This window comes from Paraliomyxa miuraensis (assembly GCF_026337845.1).
GTDB lineage: Bacteria > Myxococcota_A > Polyangia > Nannocystales > Nannocystaceae > Paraliomyxa > Paraliomyxa miuraensis.
The window spans coordinates 563953-587253 of the sequence record NZ_JAOVZF010000164.1 but is presented as its reverse complement, the minus strand read 5'-3'; the positions used below and the strand labels follow the sequence as shown (position 1 = coordinate 587253).

17 protein-coding genes are annotated in these 23301 nt (G+C 68.9%); 14 read left to right on the top strand and 3 right to left on the bottom strand.

Going from position 1 to position 23301, the window contains the following annotated elements; translation table 11 throughout:
- Window positions 1–518: 518 nt before the first annotated feature.
- Both OEB96_RS45490 and OEB96_RS45485 read left to right on the top strand, forming a co-directional pair.
- Window positions 519–1064: an RNA polymerase sigma factor gene (locus OEB96_RS45490; protein WP_266223275.1), complete on the top strand. Its 546-nt coding sequence runs from the start codon at window positions 519–521 to the stop codon at window positions 1062–1064.
- A complete protein-coding gene (locus tag OEB96_RS45485; protein WP_266223274.1) occupies window positions 1051–1713 on the top strand; it encodes a hypothetical protein in 663 nt (220 codons plus the stop codon). The genes OEB96_RS45490 and OEB96_RS45485 overlap by 14 nt, the downstream gene beginning before the upstream one ends.
- An 11-nt stretch (window positions 1714–1724) precedes the next feature.
- On the opposite strand, the gene OEB96_RS45480 is transcribed toward OEB96_RS45485, so the two are convergent.
- Window positions 1725–2423: a hypothetical protein gene (locus OEB96_RS45480; RefSeq protein WP_266223273.1), complete on the bottom strand. Its 699-nt coding sequence runs from the start codon at window positions 2421–2423 to the stop codon at window positions 1725–1727.
- 143 nt (window positions 2424–2566) lie between these two features.
- Here OEB96_RS45480 and OEB96_RS45475 point away from each other — a divergent pair, with 143 nt between their 5' ends.
- The 5 genes from OEB96_RS45475 (at window position 2567) to OEB96_RS45455 (ending at window position 8354) form a co-directional block, all read left to right on the top strand.
- Window positions 2567–3721, top strand: coding sequence for an isocitrate/isopropylmalate dehydrogenase family protein (locus tag OEB96_RS45475; protein ID WP_266223272.1), 1155 nt, complete (start codon window positions 2567–2569; stop codon window positions 3719–3721).
- Window positions 3722–3737: 16 nt separating this feature from the next.
- Entirely contained in the window at window positions 3738–5387 is a 1650-nt protein-coding gene (locus OEB96_RS45470; protein WP_266223271.1) for an AAA family ATPase, read from the top strand.
- Window positions 5388–5522: 135 nt separating this feature from the next.
- Window positions 5523–5828, top strand: a complete 306-nt coding sequence (locus tag OEB96_RS45465) for an SCP2 sterol-binding domain-containing protein (RefSeq protein WP_266223270.1) — start codon at window positions 5523–5525, stop codon at window positions 5826–5828.
- Window positions 5829–5927: 99 nt separating this feature from the next.
- Window positions 5928–7427, top strand: a complete 1500-nt coding sequence (locus OEB96_RS45460) for an OmpA family protein (RefSeq protein WP_266223269.1) — start codon at window positions 5928–5930, stop codon at window positions 7425–7427.
- Window positions 7428–7571: 144 nt separating this feature from the next.
- Window positions 7572–8354, top strand: a complete 783-nt coding sequence (locus tag OEB96_RS45455) for a hypothetical protein (RefSeq protein WP_266223268.1) — start codon at window positions 7572–7574, stop codon at window positions 8352–8354.
- On the opposite strand, the gene OEB96_RS45450 is transcribed toward OEB96_RS45455, so the two are convergent.
- On the bottom strand, window positions 8351–8926 hold the full coding sequence (locus tag OEB96_RS45450; RefSeq protein WP_266223267.1) for a TerB family tellurite resistance protein: 576 nt from the start codon (window positions 8924–8926) through the stop codon (window positions 8351–8353). The genes OEB96_RS45455 and OEB96_RS45450 overlap by 4 nt on opposite strands.
- 155 nt (window positions 8927–9081) lie before the next feature.
- On the opposite strand from OEB96_RS45450, the gene OEB96_RS45445 reads away from it, so the two are divergent.
- The 6 genes from OEB96_RS45445 (at window position 9082) to OEB96_RS45420 (ending at window position 17646) form a co-directional block, all read left to right on the top strand.
- Window positions 9082–9906 carry an enoyl-CoA hydratase/isomerase family protein gene (locus OEB96_RS45445; RefSeq protein WP_266223266.1) on the top strand — a complete coding sequence of 275 codons (825 nt, stop codon included), beginning with the start codon at window positions 9082–9084 and terminating at the stop codon, window positions 9904–9906.
- A 413-nt stretch (window positions 9907–10319) separates the two neighbouring features.
- The gene (locus tag OEB96_RS45440) at window positions 10320–13883 is read left to right on the top strand and encodes a serine/threonine-protein kinase (protein WP_266223265.1); all 3564 of its coding nucleotides are present in this window, start codon (window positions 10320–10322) and stop codon (window positions 13881–13883) included.
- Between the two features lie 123 nt (window positions 13884–14006).
- Window positions 14007–16202 carry a serine/threonine protein kinase gene (locus OEB96_RS45435; RefSeq protein WP_266223264.1) on the top strand — a complete coding sequence of 732 codons (2196 nt, stop codon included), beginning with the start codon at window positions 14007–14009 and terminating at the stop codon, window positions 16200–16202.
- Window positions 16203–16219: 17 nt separating this feature from the next.
- On the top strand, window positions 16220–16801 hold the full coding sequence (locus OEB96_RS45430; RefSeq protein ID WP_266223263.1) for a Maf family protein: 582 nt from the start codon (window positions 16220–16222) through the stop codon (window positions 16799–16801).
- A 264-nt stretch (window positions 16802–17065) separates the two neighbouring features.
- Window positions 17066–17356 carry a BrnT family toxin gene (locus tag OEB96_RS45425; RefSeq protein WP_266223262.1) on the top strand — a complete coding sequence of 97 codons (291 nt, stop codon included), beginning with the start codon at window positions 17066–17068 and terminating at the stop codon, window positions 17354–17356.
- A complete protein-coding gene (locus OEB96_RS45420; protein ID WP_266223261.1) occupies window positions 17353–17646 on the top strand; it encodes a helix-turn-helix domain-containing protein in 294 nt (97 codons plus the stop codon). Before OEB96_RS45425 ends, OEB96_RS45420 begins: the two co-directional genes overlap by 4 nt.
- Window positions 17647–17691: 45 nt before the next feature.
- Here OEB96_RS45420 and gyrA read toward each other — a convergent pair whose 3' ends face one another.
- On the bottom strand, window positions 17692–20406 hold the full coding sequence (gyrA, locus tag OEB96_RS45415; protein WP_266223260.1) for a DNA gyrase subunit A: 2715 nt from the start codon (window positions 20404–20406) through the stop codon (window positions 17692–17694).
- A 214-nt stretch (window positions 20407–20620) separates the two neighbouring features.
- Here gyrA and OEB96_RS45410 point away from each other — a divergent pair, with 214 nt between their 5' ends.
- Window positions 20621–22963, top strand: a complete 2343-nt coding sequence (locus OEB96_RS45410) for a S9 family peptidase (RefSeq protein WP_266223259.1) — start codon at window positions 20621–20623, stop codon at window positions 22961–22963.
- Window positions 22964–23301 lie beyond the last annotated feature (338 nt).

The following is a 23301-nucleotide window of genomic DNA, read 5'->3' as shown; positions in this document are numbered from 1 at the left end:
GCACGAATGGAACGGGGTTCGCGGCGCTCGAACGTCGAACCGAGCACGATGGCCCAGGAGGACCGGTGCGAGACCGAGAGATGATTGCCCACTCGATATTTGATCGGCCCGTGATCGTGGCAGACGGTTGCCGCCGGACCGCCTGCGCGGTGGCGAGCATGAGCCGCCCGGGTCCGGGATTGCTCGACGTAGGGCATAGGGGCCGCGAGGGGCTGGGCTCGGGCCGGGTCATCCATGGAGCGAGGCACCCAGTGAAACGCCAGCTCCCAAAGGGGCCCTCGGCGAGGTCCTGATCGTGGACCACACCGCAGCCTGAACGGATGATGCATCCAAGCATAGTGCTCGAATGCATCATCTTGGGCCCATGCGCTCTCGTCTCCCGCTCCCTCGCCTACCTCGTAGCCTGGAAAATTCGTGCTTCCTGGGCCCCTCCCAGCGGCTCGTCGCATCCGGGGCGAGGGTCGTGTGACGATCTCCCGGCGCCGGCGAATCACGGGGCGACGGAGCCGAGGACCCGGATGGGAGCGAAGACCCCGAGCCTGCAGCGACGGCAGGCGTTCTGTGCCCTGATCGAACAGCACCGCCGGATCGTGCTGAAGATCACCCACACGTACTGCCGCAACCAGGCCGACCGCGAGGATCTGGGCCAGGAGATCATCGGGCAGCTGTGGCGGGCCTTCCCTTCCTACGATCCGGCGCGCTCGTTCTCGACCTGGATGTACCGCATTGCCCTCAACGTCGCGATCTCGCGGATGCGCTATCAGGTACGGCGGCCCACGGTGCCGCTCGGCGACGCGCCCCACGAACTCGCTGACGGAGCCGACGATGCGCTCGAACATGACCAACGCGTGTTGGCGCTGTACCGCTTCATCGATGCGCTGGACGAGATGAACCGAGCGCTCTTGCTGCTCTACCTCGAGGATCACAGCAACTCGGACATTGCGGACATCCTCGGCATCACCGCGACGAACGTGTCGACCAAGTTGAACCGCCTCAAGAATCGCATGAAGGGCGCATTCGGCGACGACACCGACCGACTGGAGACTTCAGATGGCAACCGATGACATCAAGCTTGCGTGGCAGGAGCTCGACCGCCGGATGGAGCGACAGGAGGCGCTCCTCCTGCGGCAGCTGCGGGACGAGCGTCTCACCAGGGCGCGACACAGCCTGTGGCCGCTCGTGTTCGGCCAGGTCGTACAGATCCTCGTGGGCATCGTGGTGATCGTGCTCGGCGTGGCGGCCTGGCAGCCACACAGCGACGTGCCACACGTGCTGATCGCGGGCATCGTCGTGCACGCCTATGGCGTGATCGTGACCATGCTCGCGGGGATCATGCTGGGCCGGATGTTCCGGATCGACTACGCGGCGCCCGTGGTCGTGATCCAGCGTCAGCTCGCGAGCCTGCGGTTGTTCTACATCCGCTGTGGCATGGCAGTGGGGCTGCCGTGGTGGGTGCTGTGGGTGCCATTCGCGATGGTGTCGTTCGCGGTGCTGCTCGGCGTGGATCTGTACGCCCGGATCCCGCTCGCCGCCAACCTGGGCATCCTGCTCGGGTTCGTGGGTCTGCTCGGCACCTGGCTCTTCCGCCGCTGGGCCCATCATCCAGCGCGCGGCGGCCTGGGGGAGCGGCTCGACGACGCTGCTGCGGGGGGGAGCCTGCGCAAGGCGAGACGCATCGTCGACGAGATGAAGAGCTTCGAGCGCGATGAGTGAGCGCAGCTCTCTCACCCCTCGACGAAGCCATCGCACGTCGGCGCCACCGCGACCCGTCGCGTGCTCGCCGAGAGCTCCGTGCGCGCGATGACGCGGTAGCTCGGGTCGACCAGCCACAGATCGGTACCGACGGGCGCGAAGTAGTCCAGCGACGCGCGGGCCGGGAGCGTGGAGGGTGCGCCCGAGCGCGTGCTCGGGTCTCCGCCGAGCACGACCCGCAGGTCCCGGGCACACTGGTTGTTCACACGCAACTCCACGCCATCGGTGCTCGCTCCGGGAACGACGAGCCGCGCGTGCTCGTCCATGATCCACGAGGGCAGCGCCAGTTCCGACATGCCGGGGTCGGTCGCGGCGCTCGGGTAACCATCGTGGACCACCACCGCGAGGTCGTCATCGACCGGTACATGGTACGCGACGACGGTGGTGTGACCACTGCACGAGCCCACGCGGAGGATGTAGTCGTCGGGGCGCACCGCGAGCTCGACCTGCTCGCCCGGAGCCACGGCCCCGTCGATCCAGCTCGGACCCCACAGGCGCTCGTCACGGCTCGCGACGTGGACCTTGCAGATCGGGGCCGCCGTCGCGTTGACCAGGCGCAGGGTCTGCGTGCCCTGGTGCTCGCGAACGTGATCGCGGGTGCTTGCACAGGCACCGACCGCGACCAAGGCGATCGAGAGGGGGAGCCATGAGCCAATTCGGCGTGGGGCCATGTCGGGATCATGCACGGTGTCCCGCAGGGCTGTCACCCGAGACGGGATGCTCTCGCCGTCGCACCGGCACACGCGCCCAACGGGTGAGGATTCGCAACCGCCTTCACCCCCGGGCCTCCCGTGCCCTGCGGTACACCTCCGGCATGGCGTATTCGCTCGTCACGCTCCCAGGGGACGGTACCGGTCCCGAGGTCATGGCCGAGGGCATGAAGGTCCTCCACGCGGTCTCGCAGCCGCTCGGCATCACGTGGTCGATCGACGAGATCCCCTGCGGTGGCCAGTACTTCCTGCAGCACGGTGACGACGACTGGCCGGCGGGCTCGCAGGAGCGCTGCGCCGCCGCCGATCTCATCCTGCTCGGGGCCGTGGGCTGGCCCGACCCCAAGGGCAGCGGCCCGGTGCTGCGCCATGACGGCAAGATGGCGGGCTTCTCGCCCGTCATCGGCAACCGCATCAAGCTGAACCTCTACGCCAACGTGCGGCCGGTCAAGCTCTACAAGGGCGTTGCACACCGCATCCACGGCGCGCACAAGCAGGTGTGGGAGCCGGGCCAGGTCGACATGGTGTTCCTGCGCGAGAACACCGAGGGCCTCTATGCACCCACCGGCGGCAAGCTCCAGCCGGGCGGCAAGACCGACGTGGCGATCGACACCCGCGTGATCACGCGACGGGCCAGCGAGCAGATCATCCGCCATGCGTTCGAGCTGTGCCGGCGGCGGGGCAAGGGCGCGCCCAAGGACGGCAAGCTGCGGGTGACCGCGATCGTCAAGGACAACGTCCTGCACGGCTGTCAGTTCTTCCGCGACGTGTTCTTCGAGATCGGCGAGGAGTACCCCGAGATCGAGAAGGACACCGCGATCGTCGACGCCTTCACCCAGTGGCTCATCGGCCAGCCCGAGTACTACGACGTGCTGGTCACCACCAACATGTTCGGCGACATCGTGACCGACCTGGCCTCGGTGCTGCAGGGCGGCATGGGCATGGCGGTGGGCGCCAACGTGGGTCGCGAGCACGCCATGTTCGAGCCGATCCACGGCAGCGCCCCCCGGCACGCGGGCAAGGACAAGGTCAACCCGATCGCGATGATCTTGTCGGTCAAGGAGGGCCTGGACTGGCTCGCCGACCGCAAGCAGGACGAGAGCCTGCGCAAGGCCGCGACCGCGATCGAGGACGCCGTGGTCGAGGTGCTCGAGGCCGGGGAGCCGCTGACCTACGACATCGTGGGCGAGGCCAAGGCCGCCCGGTGCAGCGAGGTGGGGACGGAGATCGCCAAGCGAGCGGCGGCGCGGCTACAGTAGTCGGGGAGCGCCGACCATGCTGGGACACCTCGAGCTGACCAACGTCGGACCGGCCCCGAAGCTCGAGATCGACTTCGCCGAGCGCCTGAACCTCATCACGGGGGACAACGGGCTCGGCAAGAGCTTCCTGCTCGACGTGGCCTGGTGGGCGCTCACGCAGACGTGGGCGCGGGAGATGGCGCGACCGCCGAGAGGGGTGCACGAGGCGTCGATTTCGTCTCGGACCCAAGGGAACCTCCGCGGGTCCACGTGGCTGCCCGCTCCGACGATCGAATGGGATCGACGGAGTCAGGGTTGGCATCCTGCGAACGAGTCCGAAGGCGATGCCCGCGGCATCGTGCTCTACGCGCTGGTCGACGGCGGTCTTGCGGTCTGGGACTCGGCTCGCAATCATTGGCTCGCGGAGCAGCTGGTCGAAGGGGAGGAGCTTCCGAGCTTCGTCTTCAACCCGACCGAGGTGTGGCAAGGTCTCACGCGAAATGGAGTCTCGCTCTGCGAGGGGCTCATCCGCGACTGGGCGAGCTGGCAAAAGGAACAAGGACAACCGTTCGACCAGCTCGGGGCCGTGCTCGAGAGCCTCTCACCATCCGCCGACGAGCGACTCGTCCCCGGTGACTTCACACGTCTCGGTTTCCAAGCCCGCGACATTCCCACCCTCCGCATGTCCTACGGCCAGGATGTGCCCGTGGTACATGCGTCGGCAGGCATGCGTCGCATCATCGCTCTCGCGTACATGCTGGTGTGGACCTGGCAGGAGCACGTCAAGGCGAGCGATCTGATCGGCGAGCCACAATCGCTGGCTCACCTCCGAGGTCTTCGACCTCCCCACGGCGCGCTCGCTCGAGGCCGAGGCCGCGCTCCAGCAAGCCGACGCCCTGCTCCGCGAGCCCGCACCCGACCCACCCAAGCTCCGCGAAGCCGACGAAGCCCTCCGCCGCGTGCTCCCCGACGACGATCCGTTCTGGGCCCGCTGGGGCTACTTCCTCGAGCAGCGAGGGGTGCGGTGATCCGCGTAGAACCCCAGCCCCAGCCCTACGACTTCGACGCCAGGGTCCGGCAGCCGGGGCACAGCGCCCTGGCCGAGCTCATCGGTGAATCGCTCACGGTACAGCGTCCCGGCCCACGACGCAGCAAGAAGGCCGATCGCATCGAGGACCTCCGCCACGACGATCTCCCTCCGCTCTGGCGCCGCTGCCTGCCACAGCTCGCCGAAGCATACCGCAGGATCTGCGCCTATTCCTGCCTCTACGTCGAACCCTTCACGGGCACCGACACCGTCGACCACTACGTCCCCAAGTCGCTCGACGTTCGCCTCGCCTATGAGTGGAGCAACTACCGCTTCGCCTGCGCCCGTATGAATGCTCGCAAGGGCGTCGCGGCCGAGGTGCTCGACCCGTTCGAGATCCAAGACGGATGGTTCCGGCTCGAGCTCGTTCGCTTCCAGCTCCATCCGGCCCCGGGCCTTCCTGCCGAGTTGACCGCGCGCATCGAGGCCACCATCGGCCTGCTTGGACTCAACGACGAAGACTGCAAGCAAACCAGAGCCGGCTGGTACGAAGACTACCAAGCTGGCCTGTTCGACCTCCCATACCTCGACCGTCGCTTCCCCCTGCTCGCCCGCGAGCTTCGTCGCCAGGATCGCATCCCCCCATTCGCGCCATCCTGACGTCCCCTTGGTGCACCTCGACCCTCACCCGCAAGGGATTCACCCACCCGATGGGCGCGGGAGCGCTCGTGCGTGTTCGCGCCCTCGCCGTGAAACTGGACGCCATTGGCCTTCGGTGGGATAACCATTGATCCGATGGGTATCAGGGACCTGACCGACACGATCCGCCGCAAGGTGGGCCTCGACTCCAAGCTGGGTGCGGTGCTGAAGTTCGACCTCGGCGACGACGGGGTCATCCGGATCGACGCCACCGAGTCACCCAACCGCGTGAGCAACGAGGATGGTGACGCGCAGTGCACGGTGCACATGAGCCGCGCGGATCTCGACGACATGCTCCGCGGCAAGCTCGACCCCATGGCTGCATTCGGTCAGGGCCGCCTGCGCCTCGAGGGCGACATGAGCGTGGCCATGAAGCTCGGCGACCTCGTCCGCGGAGGCTGAAGGCCTCGTCGTCCTTCGGTCACCCACGGCCCGACATGTAGCCCGGAAACGCCGTAAAATTTCCCCTCTGTTCCGGGCATGGCACGCTGATAGGCAACCATGCGCTCTCCTGCCCGGCTTCTCGCCCTCCGCCTGTCGGTGGGCCTCGTGTGGCTGCCTGCGGCCAGCGCCTCGGCGGGCCCGGACGGCGATGCGAGCGGCAAGGCCAAGCCCGGCAACGAGCCCAAGCCCGGCAGCAAGGCCAAGCCCGGCAGCAAGGCCAAGCTCGCCGAGTCCAAGCTCGGCAGCAAGGCCAAGCTCGCCGACGAGGCCAAGCCCGGCAAGCGCGGCGACGCCAAGGGTCCCCCGCTGAGCAAGCGCAAGGATCGTCCGTGGCTCCAGCGTTGGAGGCCCGAGCGCGGCATGCTCGAGCTCGGCGCCTTCGGCGGTGCTTTCTTCCCGGCTCGTGATCTCGAGCTGTTCGAGCCCCGCCCCGCGATTCCCCACCAGGGCTTTCGTCCGCTCGCCTCCGTGGCCCCCGACGTGGGCCTGCGCGCGGGCTGGTTTCCGTTGCGTGCGCTCGGCGTGGAGGTGGAGGGAGCCTTCATGCCCTCCTCCACCCTCGACGACGGCTACACGGCCAATCTGTGGACGGCACGCGGGCACGTGGTGGGACAGCTCCCGTTCGCGAGCATCGTCCCGTTTGCGGTGTTCGGTGCCGGCGCGCTGGGCGTGATCAGCCATCCGCTGATCCTCGGACGCGACGTCGACCCCGCATTCCACCTGGGCATCGGCACCAAGGTCTTCATCGATCGGCGCTGGTCGATCCGCCTCGACCTGCGCGACGTGATCAGCCCGCGCCGCGGCACCGAAGGTGGAGCCACCAACTCCCTCGAGGTGCTGCTGGGCCTCTCGTTCACCCTCGGCCGCGAGCGCGATCACGATCCGACGCCCGAGCCCGAGCCCGAACCCGAGCCCGAGTCCCCGCGCGACGGCGATGGAGATGGCTTCCTCGACGGCGAGGACGCGTGTCCCACCGAGCCCGGCGTGGCTCCCGATGGCTGCCCTTCGCCCGAGGATCCCGACGGTGACGGCTTCCTCGGCGAGAACGACGCCTGCCCCGACCAGGCCGGCGTGGAGCCCGACGGCTGCCCGCAGGCCGACGCCGACAAGGACGGCATCCTCGTCCCCGACGACGCCTGTCCCGACGAGCCCGAGTCCTACAACGGCTTCGAAGACGGCGACGGCTGCCCCGACGAGGTCCCCGATGCGATCCAGCAGTTCACGGGACGACTGGAGGGCGTCAACTTCCAGCTCTCGAAGGCGACCCTCACCAAGACCTCGCTGCCCGTGCTCGACGAAGCGGTGAAGGTGCTGCAAGAGTACCCGACCATCCGCATCGAGATCAGCGGGCACACCGACAATTCGGGCAGCCGCGAGGCCAACATGCGCCTGTCGGAGAGCCGCGCCATTGCGGTCGAGCAGTACCTGGTCGAGCACGGCATCGACGAAGGTCGCATCACGACGCGCGGCGCCGGCCCCGACGAGCCGATCGACAGCAACGCCACCAAGCAAGGTCGGGCGAACAACCGTCGCATCGAGTTCCGCGTGCTCGAGTAGCCACGCGACCCGTCCCACGGGCCGCCGCGGCAAGGCTTGCGCCGGCCCCGTCGCTGCGTGCCGATTCCTGCGCTGTCGACAGCGTGCTCGTGATGGCTAGCCTCCACTCGGGCGGTCATGCAGTGCCGCTGGGGAGTGTGTTCGATGCTGTTTCGATTGGTGGAGGAGAAGGTGGCGGTGATCAGCCGTCTGGACGTGGAGCGCGACGCGGTGGCGTTTGCCGAGCAGGTGCTCGCCCGCAACCCCGAGCCGTTTCGGTTGATCCCACGCCCGGTCTCCCTGGCGCTGGTCGACGCCGATCCGGAAGCCTCGGAGGTCGATCGACTGGCGGCGCTGCTGCTGGCGCGTGCCCAGCTGCGGCTCATCCTCGAGCTCCCCGCCCACGTCGAGGAGCTGGTCGAGCTGGTCCACGCCCAGGTGTCGCCCCACGTGCGGATGGCGATGCTGGGAGCGCTGGCCTACCTGGTCCAGCCGGCGACCCTCGTGTGCGACGACGCTCCGGGGGGCTACGGGTTCGTCGACGACTGCATCGTGATCAAGACGATGCGCCTGGCGATGGCTCGCATGGGGATGCCGGTGGTGCTCGACGAGGGGCGCGAGCTACGGGCGCTGTCGCTCCTGGCGCTGGCGCTGTCCCCCGAGGACTTCTGCCGCATGCAGACGCTCATGACCCGCATGTGGAACGAGATCCACCTGCTGCACATGATGACGCCGAACGTCGCCGCCGCACGAGCGCAGCGGATCCTGCTGCACCCGCTCGACGTTCACCACGACTGGACCACGCCCATGCCCCCGATCACCCGCACCTTCCCCACCCTCTGCGAGGGCATGTTCGGCGACGCGCAGGACGAGGGGATCACCATCGCGTTCCGCGACGGCGGGACCATCGTCATGACGACCGAGGGCAACATCTGCGGGTATCACTAGAAGCTCTTGCGCAGCTCGTCCGAGCCGCCGCGAAGCTGCTGGGCGATCTCCTCGATCAGCGCGCGCTCCTTGTCGTCGACCTTGGCGCCCAGCCCCAGGAAGCCGCCGGCCGCCGAGGCCACCGTCTGGCACAGGTCGACGATCTCCGCGCTGCGCCCGTCATTGCCCACCAGCTCCCTGAGCACCGCCAGGCTCTGCTGCATGTACTCGTCGCTGGGGCGCTCCTCGAGCAGGCTCTCCATGAGCGTGAAGCCCTCCGAGCCCGGTGCCACGCCGCGCGCCTCGAGCACGCGCAGGATCGCGGCCCGCTCGCCCTTTTGGATCGAGCCGTCGGCCCAGGCCACGTGCACCAGCGGGAGCAGGTCGAACACCTTGGACGACTCGCCCGAGAAGCCCAGCGCCTTGATGCGCTCGGCCACCGACAGATCCTCGGTCTTCACCGAGTCGGCGATGGCCTGCTTGTCCGCCAGGTCCTTGGCGGCCGTCTCGAGCTTCTCTCGCAGCTTGCGCCGCTGCTCGATCTCCAGCGCCTTGAAGTACGCCTCTTCCTCGTCGTTGCGCTCGGTCGGCATCGCGGTGGATGCTAACCGATCGCCCGTGCCCGACAAGCCCCCGAGGACGCACCCCCAGAGGCGCCTTCGAGCCCACGCCGGACGCCTCCGCGCCTCTTGGTGATCGGGTGGGGCCAGGCCCGCCACGGCGCCGGTGCTACCCTGCGCCTTCCGTCATGGACCTCGGCCCCATCGCAGCCCTCCACCCCACCCTCGATTCCCCTCGCCGCTTGCTGGTGCTGCAGCTCGAGCACGGCAAGGCCAACGAGATGGGCAGCGAGCAGCTCGACGCACTCGCTGCCCTGTGCACGCTGCTCGAGGCCGACCCTTCGGTGAGCTGCCTGTGCACCACCAGCCGCCGGGTCTCGAGCAAGGGCAAGCCCATCTTCATCGCGGGGGCCAACGTCACCGAGCGCGTGGGCTGGGACGACGACCGCGTCAAGGCGCACGTGCTGCGTCAGCGCGAGCTGATGCGACGCCTGCGACGTCTGCCGCTGTTCCACGTGGTCCTCAGCCACGGCGTCACGCTGGGCTGGGGGGCCGAGTACGTGCTGACCGCCGACTACGCGCTGGCCACCCCCACCGCGAGCTTCGGCCTGCCCGAGACGGGCCTCGGCATCCTGCCCGGAGCCCGCGGCACGGCGGAGCTCGCCCTGCTCGTCGGGCCCGCGCAGGCGCTCCGCCTGGGCTGTACGGGCGAGACCATCGATGCCGCCGAGGCCCATCGCATCGGGTTGGTCCAGGAGCTCGTGTCCGATGTCGACGCGGGCCTCGCCCGCGTGCAGGCGCTGGCCGACCACCTGTGCAAGCGCTCGCCCACCGCCGTCGCGGCATTCAAGCAAGCCTTGCTCGATGGCCTGGGCCAGCCGGAGGCCGTGCGTCTGGACCTCGAGCGTCGGGCGTACGAGCACACCGTCGACACCGGCGAGGCCGCGATCGGCCGGGCGAGCTTCGCCGCGATCCGCGATGGCCAAGTCCCTGCATGGGGCCCACGGCGTTGACCCGAACGTCCTCGCTCCTGCCTCGATCCCACGCTGTGTTCGCAGGTTCGACCGAACCATCGACCGGCGTGCGCTAAGCCAACAAGCGAGACCGCCCTCGTTTGGAGGAGGCCAAAGGGCGGAGGATGTCCTACCCTGGAAGAACGGCGTCCCATTCGATGCCCGTACCCATCCCTTGCTATGATGCCTGAAATACGGGCAACGCCCGTCACCAACCACAGCCGGCCTCGCCACTCCGGGGCTGCCCGTCCTGTCACCACGATGGTGGTTGTCGCGTTGCGTCACCCTGGTTACCGTTCGGCGTTTTCCGCCCGACCTCCTCGTTCGTCCCCACGCCCGTGAGCCCGATGACATCTGCGGATGGCAACGAAGACGCCGCCCCAGCGATGGGCGAGCCGCAAGACGACCGGCCCATGCCGGAACGCATTGCCGGGCGGTATCGCGTGCTGGGCCTGCTGGGGAAGGGCGGCTTCGGTGCGGTCTACGAGGCCTTCGACGAGCTCGAGCGGCGGCCGGTCGCCGTCAAGCTGATCCGCCGCGACATCACCACCGACCCCAGGTTCACACAAGCCTACGATAGCTCCCAGCACGTGGTCTCCGACCTGAGCCGGGTGATCCGCCGCCACGCCACCCGCAGCTTCGGCCCCCCCAGCTCGCACAGCGGCGACAACGTCGCCCAGGCGTTCAAGGACGAGTTCCGGCTGCTGACGCAGCTGCACCACCCCAACCTCGCCGGGGTCTACGACTTCGGGCGCTGCCACGACAGCGACAGCTTCTATTTCACCCAGGAGCTGGTCGACGGCGTCGAGCTCACCGATTTCCTGCGCGAGGCCACGCGCGAGATGGTGGTCGAGGTCCTGGTGCAGCTCGCCCGCGCCCTCGACTACATCCATGCGCTCGGCCTGGTCCACGGCGACATCAAGCCCTCCAACGTGCTGGTCGTGCGCAACATCGAGGCCGGCGGCACCCCCCAGGCCAAGCTCATCGACTTCGGCCTCGCCCGCATGCTGCGGCAGCCCGACCCCGAGCTCGAGGGCGGCGGTACCCTGGTGCTGGGCACCCCCGGCTTCTCCGCCCCCGAGAAGGTCAAGGGCCTGCCCACCGACGCACGCTCCGACATCTACTCGCTGGCGGCCACCGTCTACGCCGCGGCTCGCGGGGGCCACAAGCCGTTTGCGGGCAAGGACTTCAAGGAGGTCCTCCGCGCGCAGCGGGACTGGCGGCCCGAGCTCGCGGGCGCCCTGCTCCAGCAGACGGGGCCGGTGGTCGCCGAACTCGTGGGGCGCATGCTCCTGCCCGACCCCAACATGCGCCCGCAGAGCGCCCGCAGCGTGGTGCTCGAGCTGCTGCGCCGCGAGGCCACCCATCGCGACCGCCAGCAGACCGCTCGCGATCGCCACGAATTCGCCCGGGTGCTGGTCGAGCACCTGCCGTTCGTCGACCGCGCCCACTACCTCGAGCTGCTGCTCGACAAGGCCGCCGAGATCATCGGGCGTGGCCGCAACGGCGACGACAAGGCCGCCAAGGACCCCGCCACCGTCGCGGGCGTGGAGCCGCTGGCCGACACCACCATCCCCGATGGTCCCGTGATCACGGGAGAGGATCCGGCCGCCAATTCCGGCGTCCTGACCAAGGCGCGGCTCATCCGCACCGTGATCATCAAGGCCCCCGAGGGCATGGGCAAGTCGCGGCTGATGTCCGAGCTGCGCCGCGAGGTGCAGCTCGGCGACGGGCTGTTCGTGCAGGGTAGCTGCTGGGGCAGCGACTCGTCTGCGCTGGGCCCGTTCGCCAACGTCGTCACCCAGCTCGCCACCGCGCTGGGCGAGCGCTCACCCACCGTCCAGCGCTTCGGCAACCTGGTTCGCGCCGCCCACTCCGCGGGGGCCCCGGGGGCCGACATCGCGTCGCACCACCTCAGCGAATTCCTGCTGTCGGCCGCCGAGGAGCGCTCCTACGTGCTGCACATCAGCGACCTGTCGCGCGCGCAGGAGCCCATGCGCGTGGCGTTCGAGCAGCTGTGCCGCGCCATCGACCACAACGACGCCCCGATCCTGCTGTGCGCCACCACCGAGCCGCACAGCAAGATCTCCCCCATCCTCATGGCGCTGGGGCGCGATCAGGTGGCCGAGGTGTGGAGCCTGCGGCCGTTCACCAACCGCGAGATGTACCAGGTGCTCCTGGGGATCCTGGGCGACACGCCCACCCTCAAGGAACTCGCGATCATGCTCGACAAGCTCACCGGTGGCCACCCGCTGAGCTTCCGCGAGACCCTGCGCGTGCTCATCGAGGAAGGCATCCTCGTGCGCGAGGCCGACACCTGGGTGCTGCGCGGGGCCTCGGCCGCGGCCGAGGAGCTGCACAAGACCCTGGCCCAGCGCTCCGAGTCGCGGCTCGATGGCCTGGGCGCCTCGGGCTGGGAGATCGCCAGCATCCTCTATCTGGTCGAGGCACCGCTGCCCGAGTCGCAGCTGGCGTCGCTGTCCGACCTCCGCGCCGAGCGATTCAAGCGCACCCTCGATCGCCTGGAGGGCGAGGGGCTCGTCACCCGCAGCGCCAGCTCGGGCGAGAGCATCGTGCAGCTCGCCCACGAGTCCGTGCGCGAGGCGATCCGCGGTCGCTACGCCGACTCGCTCGACGAGACCCGCATCGACCTCGCCGATCGCATCGAGGAGCTGCAGACCTCCGACCCGCACTACGTGTTCTTGCGGGCGCGCCTGCTCGACGACGCCTCGGAGTCGCTCGAGGCTGCCGACGAGCTCGAGAAGTCCGCCGACGCCCTGTTCGAAGCCGACCAGCCTCAGCTGGCAGCGCAGGTGCTCGAGCGACTGATACGGCGCCTGCGTCGCTTCGGCCGCGCGCCCGCCCTCCCTCGCCTGCTCGAGGCGCAGCTCAAGCTGCTCGAGAAGGCCGCGGGGGCGCTCGAGGATCCGCGGCGCGAGCTGGGCCACTACGAGGCCGGCATCCTGGTGGCCGAGCTGGTGGGCGACTTCCGGGCCGAGGCGCTGTTCTGGCTGGGGCTCGTCGACCGCTACACCAACGCGGCCCTGAGCGACATCGAGCTGTCGCTCGAGCGCCTCGAGCACGCGGCCGAGGCGGCCCGGCTCGCCCATGATCGCGCGCTCGAGCTCCGCATCGACAACCGCCGCGCCGAGGTGCTCCTGGGTGCAGGCGAGATCGAGAAGGCCAGCGAGTGGAGCCGTCAAGCCATGGCCATCCTCGAGGTCGACGAGGCCAGCGTGGTCGACAAGTGCCACATCATGGGCGTGCGCCTGCGGTGCCTGACCCTGTCGGGCAAGCTGGGCGAGGCTCGCCGCCTGCACGAGATCGCGCAGCCCATTGCCGCCCAGGTCCCCGTGGTGCAGCGCCAGAGCTACCTCTCGGGCATCGCCTACCTCGCCGTGCTCGGCGGTGAGCCCCAGCGGGCGATCCCCGAGACCGAGCAGGCGCTCGAGGAGCTGCGGGCGGCCAAGCTCCCCCGCCTGCTGCTCACTCCGCTGCACAACCTGGGCGACCTCCGGCTGCGCAACGACGACCTGCCCAAGGCCGAGGACGACTTCCGCGAGGCGATCCGCCTCGCCGCCGTCTACGGCTTCGACTACCACGTGCACCTGAACCGTGGCTTCATGGGCTACGTCAGGGCGCGGCGAGGCGAGGTCGAGGAGGGCGCGGCCATGCTCGGCGAGGCCAAGGAGGGCATGATGCAGATCCAGGGCGAGCACCTGGCCGTGCAGCAGCTGCGCCTGCTCGATGCCGAGGTCGCCCACATGCTGGGCCAGAGCGCCCGCGCCCGGCGAGAGCTCGAGGAGATGCTGGCCGACTTCCACGCCGCCAACGAGCTGAGCCTGGCCCACTGGGCACAAGAGGCGCTCGCTCGCATCGAGCAGGATCTCGGCACCGCGTTCATCGAGAACCCCGGCGAGTCCGATCCGGATACCGATCCGGAGCAAGACACCGTCCGTACCAAGCCGGTGAAGTAGGCGCCACTGCGCCGAAGGAGCACGGGCGCATCTTGCGCGGCCTGCCCATGGGGGTCGACGGGATCTGCAACGGACCCCACAACACGCTGATGGCCATCTTGGTATGCTCGCCCACGCCAGTAAATGAGCGACGTCCTCGAGAGCCTGCACCCCACCCTGCGGGAGCTGCCGGGCAAGACCATCATGGAGCGCTATCGCATCGACGAAGCGCTCGGCGTGGGTGGCATGGGCGCCGTGTTCCGCGGGCGCCACCTCGGGCTCAAGCGCGACGTCGCGATCAAGGTACTGCACCCCGATCTCACTCGGGATCCCGAGATCTCCAAGCGCTTCGATCGTGAGGCCCACTCGGCCTCGCGTCTCGATCATCCCAACTGCCTGCGCGTCACCGACGTCGGGACCACCGACGAGGGCGTCAAGTTCATGGTGATGGACCTGCTCGCGGGCAGCGAGCTGGCCGATCGCCTCGGTCGATCCCTCCCCGCCGACCAGGCGGTCCTGATGATGATGCAGGTCCTCCGCGGGCTCGAGCACGCCCACGACAACGGCGTGGTCCATCGCGACATCAAGCCGGAGAACATCTTCATCACCAAGGACCACGACAACCACGAGGTCCTCAAGCTCGTCGACTTCGGCATCGCCAAGCTCGCCGGTGGCGGGGCCAACGACGACACCCGCATGACCAAGGCGGGCCTCATCTTCGGCACCCCCGCCTACATGAGCCCGGAGCAGGCCATGGGCATGGAGGCCGACGCACGCGCCGATCTCTACTCGGTGGGCGTGATCCTCTACGAGATGCTGGTGGGCACGCCGCCGTTCGAGAGCGACGACCCGGTCAAGCTCGTGCGCATGCAGGTCAGCCGCGATCCCCCGCCGCTGCCCGAGCACGTGCACCCCTCGCTCGCGGCGGTGGTGATGAAGCTGCTCGCCAAGGACCGCGAGGAACGCTACCAGTCGGCCACCGAGACTCGCGAGGCGCTCGAGGCGGTGCTGCCCCTGGTGGCCACCAGCGACGTCATCAGCGTGATGACGATGTACGGCTCGCGGCACTCGGGGCCGATCGCGGTGGGTAGTCCGGTGACGGGCTCGTTCCCGCTGATACCGGGCGCGGTGGTCTCCGCCGCCAGCTCGTCGGTGTCGGCCCCCATCAGCGTGTCGATGCCCGTGCCGCGCGAGCCGCCCTCGGGCATCTTCTCGCCCGCGACGCTGCCCACCCTGCCCCCGGGCTCCACGGTCCTGCAGCCGCGCTCGAAGCGTAGGATTCCCCCGCTGGCGATCGGTGGCGTCGCGGTGGTGCTGGCGCTGGGGATCTGGGCGGTGGGCCGCGGGGGCGAGAGCGAGAGCGAGGGCGGCGGCGGCGGCGGAACACCATCCGTGGAGGGCGAAAGCAGCCCCTCTGGCGAGAACGACGACGACGGGGACGACGGCGGCCTGCTGTCACTGGTCGACGGGCCCGACGATCAACGGCTGGCCGAGATCGATCGTCTGATCCTCTCCGACAAGCTCCCCGACGCGCAGGCCCTGCTCAAGCCCCTGCTCGACGAGTATCCCGACAACGCCATGCTCGCGTGGCGTCAGGGCCGAATCCTCGTCAAGGGCAAGAAGCGCAAGAACAAGCCCAAGGCGCTGGCCGCCTACGGAGACGCGGTCGACAGCGATTCCCGCCTGCTCCAGGACACCGACTTCTACGCCGAGCTGCACGCGCTGCTCATCGACGACTCGCTGCGCACCGAGGCCCTCGACTTTGCGCTGCGCAAGATGGGGAGCTCCGGGCACAAGTTCCTGCTCGAGCTCATCAACAACGAGAAGAAATCCCTGGGCTACAACGATCGCCGACGCGTGCTGCAAGAGCTGTCGACCGTGGAAGAGAACGACGCTTTGGTCGACTGGAAGCTGCATCGCGTGCTGGACGTGGGACAGGCCAAGGATGCGCTCACCCCCTGCACCGCCTACCGCGACGCGCTCGACAACATCGCGCTGCTCCCCGAGTACGACTTCTTGCCCAAGGTGCAGAAGTCCGAGGTGCCCAAGCCTCGCACGGGTGAAGGGCTCACCGACGAGGAGAAGGCCGACGCTGCCAAGTGCGAGGGGCTCGAGGCGCGGCGCGCCGAGGTGATCGCCATGCTCGAGGCCCTCGCTCCGGTCGAGGACACCGACGGTGACCTCGTGATCATCGACGACGACGGCGGCGGCAGCGGCGGGCAGACCACCGCCAAGAAGCCGGGCGGCAGCAAGCCCAAGCCCAGCGGCAGCAAGCCCAGCGGCAGCAAGAGCTCGGGCTGCAACAAGCCGTTTGGGTGGGTCAACAAGAAGTGTCGCTAGCCCAACCTCCTCCACTGGTGCTGGCGTCGACCTCGGCCGCGCGCCGCGAGCTGCTCGAGCGGCTCGAGCTTCCGTTCGAGCAGGACGCGCCCGACTTCGACGAGGCGGCCCACCGCGAGCGCTTCGACCACATGGACGACGCTGCGTTCGCGCTGATGCTGGCTCGCGGCAAGGCCCAGAGCCTGGCCTCGCGCTACGAGGGGCGCTGGATCCTCGCCGCCGATCAGGTCGCGGTGCTCCCCGGTCCCCCGCGGCGGCTGCTCGACAAGCCCGGCCACGAGGACGTGGCGGTGGACCACCTGATGGCGCTGTCCGGGCGCACCCACCACCTGACCACGGGGGTCGTGCTGCTGCACCCCTCGCGCGGCGAGACGCACGAGGCCGTCGACGAGCAGCGGCTCACGCTGCGTGCCTTCGATCGCGCCGAGGCCGAGACCTACGTGCGGCGCTACCGACCGATCGAGTGCGCCGGGAGCTATCGCATCGAGGACGCCGGCATCAAGCTGTTCGAGCGCATCGAGGGGGCGGACTACACGGGGATCATGGGGCTGCCGCTCCTGGCGGTGGCGCGGCTGCTGCGAGAGGTCGGGGTGCTGTAGCGGCACGCGGCGCACCGTGCTCACGCGACGACTTCACCGGGATCTCAGCCGGCTGCCCGCGCGCGGTCCAGGATGTCGGCCCTCATCCGCCGTGCTCTCGGACGAGACCAACGTCGCGCTGCCGCCATCGATGTGGGCGATACGCCGCTCGGCGCTAGGAACGCGATACCCTCGTCCGTCATGTCACCATTGCTAGCCCAGTCGAGCACGATGCGTGAGCGGGCTAAGCCATTGACTTAGTCCGCCAGTGACGTATGCTCGGTCATGCGGTTCGACTGGGACCCGCACAAGGATGCGCTCAACCGACAAAAACACGGCCTCGGTTTCACGGACGCCGTGGCGCTGTTCACCAGCGGCGCCGACTACTTGGAGATCTTCGATGAAACCCACTCGGACGACGAGGATCGTTTCATCGCAGTGGGTCTCATCGATCGTGGAGTCATTGTCGTGATCTGGACCGAGCAGCCCGCCAATACGATTCGGATCATCAGCGCTCGCCCCGCAACGCAACATGAGATCGAGTCGTTTCGTCAGCACATGGAAGATCCGTCATGAGTGATGAAGCACCCGAGCTCACCAAGGCCGACTTTGGCCGTGCGATGAAGGCGAGCCAGCGACGCAGGATCATGCGTGGCGAGATCGAATCCGGCGAGGACATCGCCGCGCTGAGGAAGTTCGTCGGGCTCTCGCAAGAGGCATTTGCGGCGGCTCTCGGGATCAGCGTGCACACGCTGCGCAACTGGGAGCAAGGTCGACGCAAGCCGGAGGGCCCGGCGCTCGCCCTGCTGCGAATCGCGGCTCGTCATCCCCATGTCGTGAGAGAGAACGTCACGTCGGCGGCTTGATCGGGCACCCGGGGGCGAGCTTCGGTCGCCCCCACTACGCCCCCGCTACGACTCGTCGTCGTCGCCCGGCTCGTCCTCCGCCTCCGGCTCGTCCTCTGCCTCGGCGTGCTCGCTCGAGATCTCCCCCACGCGGGCCTCGACCTCGTCGTCGTCCTCGCGCTTGTCGCCGTCGTCGACCATGCGGGCCACTGCCACCACGCGCTCGCCCTTGCCCATGCGGATGATGCGAACGCCCTGGGTGTTGCGACCCAGCACGCTGATCCCGTCGACCGGGGTGCGGATGACCTTGCCGTCGCTGGTGATCACGATGATCTGGTCGTCGGGGTTCACCAGCAGGTTCTCGACCACCTCGCCGTTGCGCTCGTTGACCTTGATGGTGATGAGCCCCAGCCCCGCGCGGCTCTGCGTCCGGTACTCGCTGGCCGGGGTGCGCTTGCCGTAGCCGTTGGCGCAGATGGTGAGCACCTGCAGCTCGCTCTCGGCCTCCTCGGTCTCGGTCTCGGTCTCGGTGCTCTCGGCGGCCGGCAGGCAGCTCATGGCCACCACGCGATCGTCGTCGCGCAGACCCATGCCCCGCACGCCGCGGGCGTTGCGACCCATGGCGCGCACCTCTTCTTCGTCGAAGCGGATCACCATGCCCTGGGCGCTGCTGAGCATGATGTGCTGCTTGCCGTCGGTGAAGCGCACGGCGATCAGGCGGTCGTCCTCGTCGATGTTGACGGCGATGAGCCCGGTCTTGCGCAGGTTGGCGAATTCACTGAGGTGCGTGCGCTTGATGTAGCCCCTCGCGGTGACGGTGACGATGTAGCGATCGCCGTCGATCTCGTCGTCGCGGTAGGGCACCATCTCGAGCACGCGCTCGTCGTCGCGCATCTCGAGGAAGTTCACCAGCGCCTTGCCAGGACCGTCGCGTCGCCCCTGCGGCAGCTCGAACACCCGCTTGCGGAACACCCGGCCGGTATCGGTGAACATCAAGAGCCATGCATGGGCACCGGCCTCGAGCACCGCGCTGACGAAGTCGTCGTCGGCCCGCCCACCGCCGCTCTTGACGCCCTTGCCTCCCCGCGCCTGCACCCGGTAGTCCTCGGTGGGCAGCCGCTTGATGTAGCCCTGGCGGGTCAGCATGACGACCATGGACTCGTCGGCCACCAGATCCATGGGCTCGATGTCGTCCTCGGCCTCGACGATCTCGGTGCGCCGCGAACCACCCGAGCCCGGGGCCCCCGAGCCCGCATTGCGCCCCTCGGGATCGCCGTAGGTGTGGCGGATCTCCGACAGCTCGTCGCGGATCACCTTCATCAGCAGCCGTGCGTCGGCCAGGATCGCCTCGAGGCGCGCGATCTCGGCGCACAGCTCGCGGTACTCGCCCTCGATCTTCTCGCGCTCGAGGCCGGTCAGCCGCTGCAGCCGCATGTCGAGGATGGCCTTGGCCTGCCGCTCATTGAGGTGGTACGGGCGCCCGCGCGCGGCCTCGACCTCCTGCTCCGGTCGCTCGCAGCGCTGCAGGAACGGCGCAAAGCCGTCCAGCGCCTCGCTCATGAGGGCCTCGCGGGCCACGTCGGGGTTGGCCGAGCCGCGGATGATCGCGATCACCCGATCGATCGCATCGATCGCCACCCCGAGGCCCTCGACGATCTCGCGGCGCTCCTGGGCCTTGTGCAGGTCGAACTTGGTGCGGCGGGTGACGACCGTGCGGCGGTGGTCGATGAAGGCGACCAGCGCGTCCTTGAGGTCGAGCACCTTGGGGCGCCCGTGGAGGATGGCGATCATGTTGACCCCGAACGTGGTCTGCAGATCGGTCATCTTGTAGAGGTTGTTCAGCACCACCTGGCCCGCCGCGTCGCGCTTGACCTGGATCCAGATCCGCATGCCCTGGCGGTCGCTGTAGTCCTGGACGTCGCTGATGCCCTCGATCCGCTTCTCGCGGACCAGGCTGGCGATGCGCTCGATGAGCCGGGTCTTGTTGACCTGGTAGGGGATCTCGGTGACCACGATGGCCTCGCGGCCCTTGGCGTCCTCCTCGATCTCGGCGCGTGCGCGCACGGTGATGCTGCCGCGACCGCTGGCGTAGGCCTGCTTGATGCCGCCGCGCCCGATGATGAGGCCCCCGGTGGGGAAGTCCGGCCCCTTGACGTACTCGAGCAGGTCGCGGACCTCGAGCGTGGGATCGTCGATGAGCGCAATGGTGGCGTCGACGACCTCGGTGAGGTTGTGCGGCGGGATGTTGGTGGCCATGCCCACCGCGATGCCGACCGCGCCGTTGAGCAGCAGGTTGGGCAGCTTGGTGGGCAGGACGGAGGGCTCGAGCTCCTTCTCGTCGTAGTTGGGGACCCAGTCGACGGTGTCCTTGTCGATGTCGGCGAGCAGCTCGGCCGTGAGCCGCTGCATGCGGACCTCGGTGTAGCGCATGGCCGCGGGCGAGTCGCCGTCGACCGAGCCGAAGTTGCCCTGGCCGTCGACCAGCGGGTAGCGCATCGAGAAGTCCTGGGCCAGACGCACCAGGGCGTCGTAGACCGCCGAGTCACCGTGAGGGTGATACTTGCCGATCACGTCACCCACCACGCGCGCCGACTTCTTGTAGGGCTGCTGGTGGGTGTTCCGCAGCTGGTGCATCGCGTAGAGGATGCGGCGATGCACGGGCTTGAGCCCGTCGCGAGCATCGGGCAGGGCCCGCGAGATGATGACGCTCATCGCGTAGTCCAAGAAGGAGCTACGCATCTCGTCTTCGATGTTCAGCGCGGTCTTCTGATCAGTGACCATGGACGTCGGAGGCCCTCGCAGGGGCGAAAAAGGCCGCCAAGGATACCCCTTGACCCCCGTGGGGGAAAGTCGCGTCGAACCGCTTCCAGGGGCCCGAATTCGGGCGAATCGAGCGCCGCGAGGCCGCCCGTCGCGGGGCCCGTGGGCGATCGTTTCTCGGCGGCCGAGGCCATGTCACGCTGCGGGGGTCATGCCCCTGGTCGCTCCTCGTTCGATGTCGTCGTCGGCCCGTGGTCTGGGCATCTGGATCGCGCCGTGGCTCGCCATGCTCGGCTGCCGACCGGCCCCGGTGGACCTGCCCGAGCCGCCGCCTGCGGTGCTCGATGGACCGCTGATGCGCGGCGAGTCCCACGCGGTGGACGGCACCGCCGACCCCGCCGGAGGCGAGCCCGAGCTCGTGCCGACCACCTACGATCCGTCGGCCGACCCTCGCAACCGAATGGGAACGGGTTCGGGTTCGGGCGAACCACGGGGCTGGGACCTCGCCGCCAAGCGTGCACCCGACGATCCGGCCGACGCCAAGAAGGCACCGTTCTCGATCGAGGCGCTCTATCGCCTGGCGAGCGTGGGCGCTCCGGTGTGGTCACCCGACGGCAAGCGCCTGCTGTTCACCGTGACCCACCACGACCTGGCCAAGGGCAAGTCCAACGGCGAGATCTGGCTGGCCGAGCCGACCGAGGCAATGACCACGCGGCGGCTGACCCGATTCGAAGGCTACGACGGCGCGCCCACCTGGGCACCCGACGGGCGGAGCTTTGCGTTCGTCTCCAGCCGCGGCGACGAGGGCAATCAGCTGTGGCGCATGTCGATCGACGGGGGCGAACCCGAGCGCCTGACCTCGTCGTCCACCGGAGTGGACGAGCCCCAGTGGTCGCCCGACGGCACGCGCATCGCGTTCGTGTCGCGGGTGTTCCCCGAGCACGGGGCCGACGACGAGGCCAACCGCGCCGCGCTCGAGGACGTGGAGCGCAGCCCGATCAAGGCCTACCTGGCCGACGAGCTGCTGGAGCGGCACTGGACCCACTGGGAGGATGGCCGTCGCGATCACCTGCTGGTGCTCGAGCTGCGCACCGGGACGATCACCGACGTGACTCCCGGCGAGTACGACTCGCCCGCCTTCCGCCTGGGCGACCCCGGGTTCTCGTGGTCACCCGACGGGCAGGAGCTGTGCTTCTCGAGCGTCCGCGTGCCCGGCAGCGCGCAGGCCTGGTCGACCAACAAGGACCTCTACGTGGTTCCCGTGACCGGCGGCCCGGCCCGCTCCTTGACCAAGGACAACCCCGGGTTCGACGGGCACCCGCTCTACTCGCCGGACGGGCGCTTCATCGCGTACCGCCGCCAGGCCAAGGACGGCTACGAGTCCGACGAGTTCGAGCTGGCCCTCTACGAGCGCAAGACCGGCCGGGCGCGCGTGCTCACGGGGGGATTCCCCAACTGGGTCACGGAGATGCGGTGGTCGGGCAGCGCTCACATGGTGTTCCAGGGCCCGGTCGAGGGACGCACTCCGCTCTTGCGGGTGGGGGTGGACGGCGGCGCGATCGAGCGCCTGGGCCTGCCCTCGGCGGGCGCGTACGACGTGGCGCCGGACGGCCGGCTGGCGTTCACCTTCTCGAGCGTGGGTCGGCCCGTGGAGCTCTACGTGGCCGACGCCAACGGCACCCACGTGCAGCGGCTGACCGGGGTCAACGATGCGGTGGCCCTCGCCTACGACATCCGCCCGGTGGAGGAGCTGCGGGTGCCCGGCGCCGATGGCAAGCCGGTCCACGTGTTCGTGGTCAAGCCCCACGGCTTTCGCAAGGGCAAGCGCTACCCGCTCATCGTCAACGTTCACGGCGGCCCGCAATCGCAGTGGGCCGACACCCTGCGGGGGGACTGGCAGATCTACCCCGGCGCGGGCTACGTGGTCGCGTTCTTCAACCCGCACGGCTCCACCGGCTACGGTCAGGAGTACACGGCCGCGATCTCCAAGGACTGGAACGGCAAGGTCTACGCGGACGTGATGGCGGTGGTCGATGCGCTCGAGCGCGAGCCCTACGTGGACTCCAAGCGCATCGGCGCGATGGGCTGGTCGTATGGCGGCTACATGATGAACTGGCTGCTCGGCCACACCGACCGCTTCGAGGCGATCGCGTCGATGATGGGCATCTACGACCTCAGCTCGTTCTACGGCGGCACCGAGGAGCTCTGGTTTCCCGAGTACGACCTGGGAGGACCACCCTGGGAGCACGGGCCGGCCTACCAGCAGGCCTCGCCGTCGACCTACGCGGCGAGCTTCTCGACTCCGACCCTGGTCATCACCGGAGAGCGCGACTACCGCGTCCCTTATACGCAGAGCCTCGACTTGTTCACCGCACTTCGCCGCCGCGACGTGCCGGCCCGGCTGGTGGTGTTCCCCAACGACGGACACTGGCCCAGCCACGTGCGCTCGATGCCGCTCTACTACGCCGCGCACCTCGACTGGTTTCACCGCTATCTCGGTGGAAGACCGTCACCGTACGACCTCGAGGCGATGATTCGTGGGCGGGCCTTCGACCCCGGGACGCCTGCGAAGAACTGACGGTATTTCGGTGTCCGATCGAGTTGTCACCCCTGCTAGATCGAGTTGACGCTCCGCACGATTTGCGCGCCCCATCCTCCTGAAAGCACGGGCACCGGCTGTTGGCACGGTCGTTGCTCATGGAATGGAGCGGGTCGGAGGAAGGACCTTCCCTGGCAGGACGCCAGGGAGGATCGGGGCGGGGTTCGAGCGGAGCCTTTCCCTTGGGTCTGCGAGGGCGGCAAGGACGGCCGGCCGCAGGCCTGGCGCCACGAGGTTGCCAAGGAGGGTGACCTCATCGGCGCACATACCGGGCCAGGGAGCCGCCCAAGCGCGGTCGGGGTCCGTGCGGTGGGGTT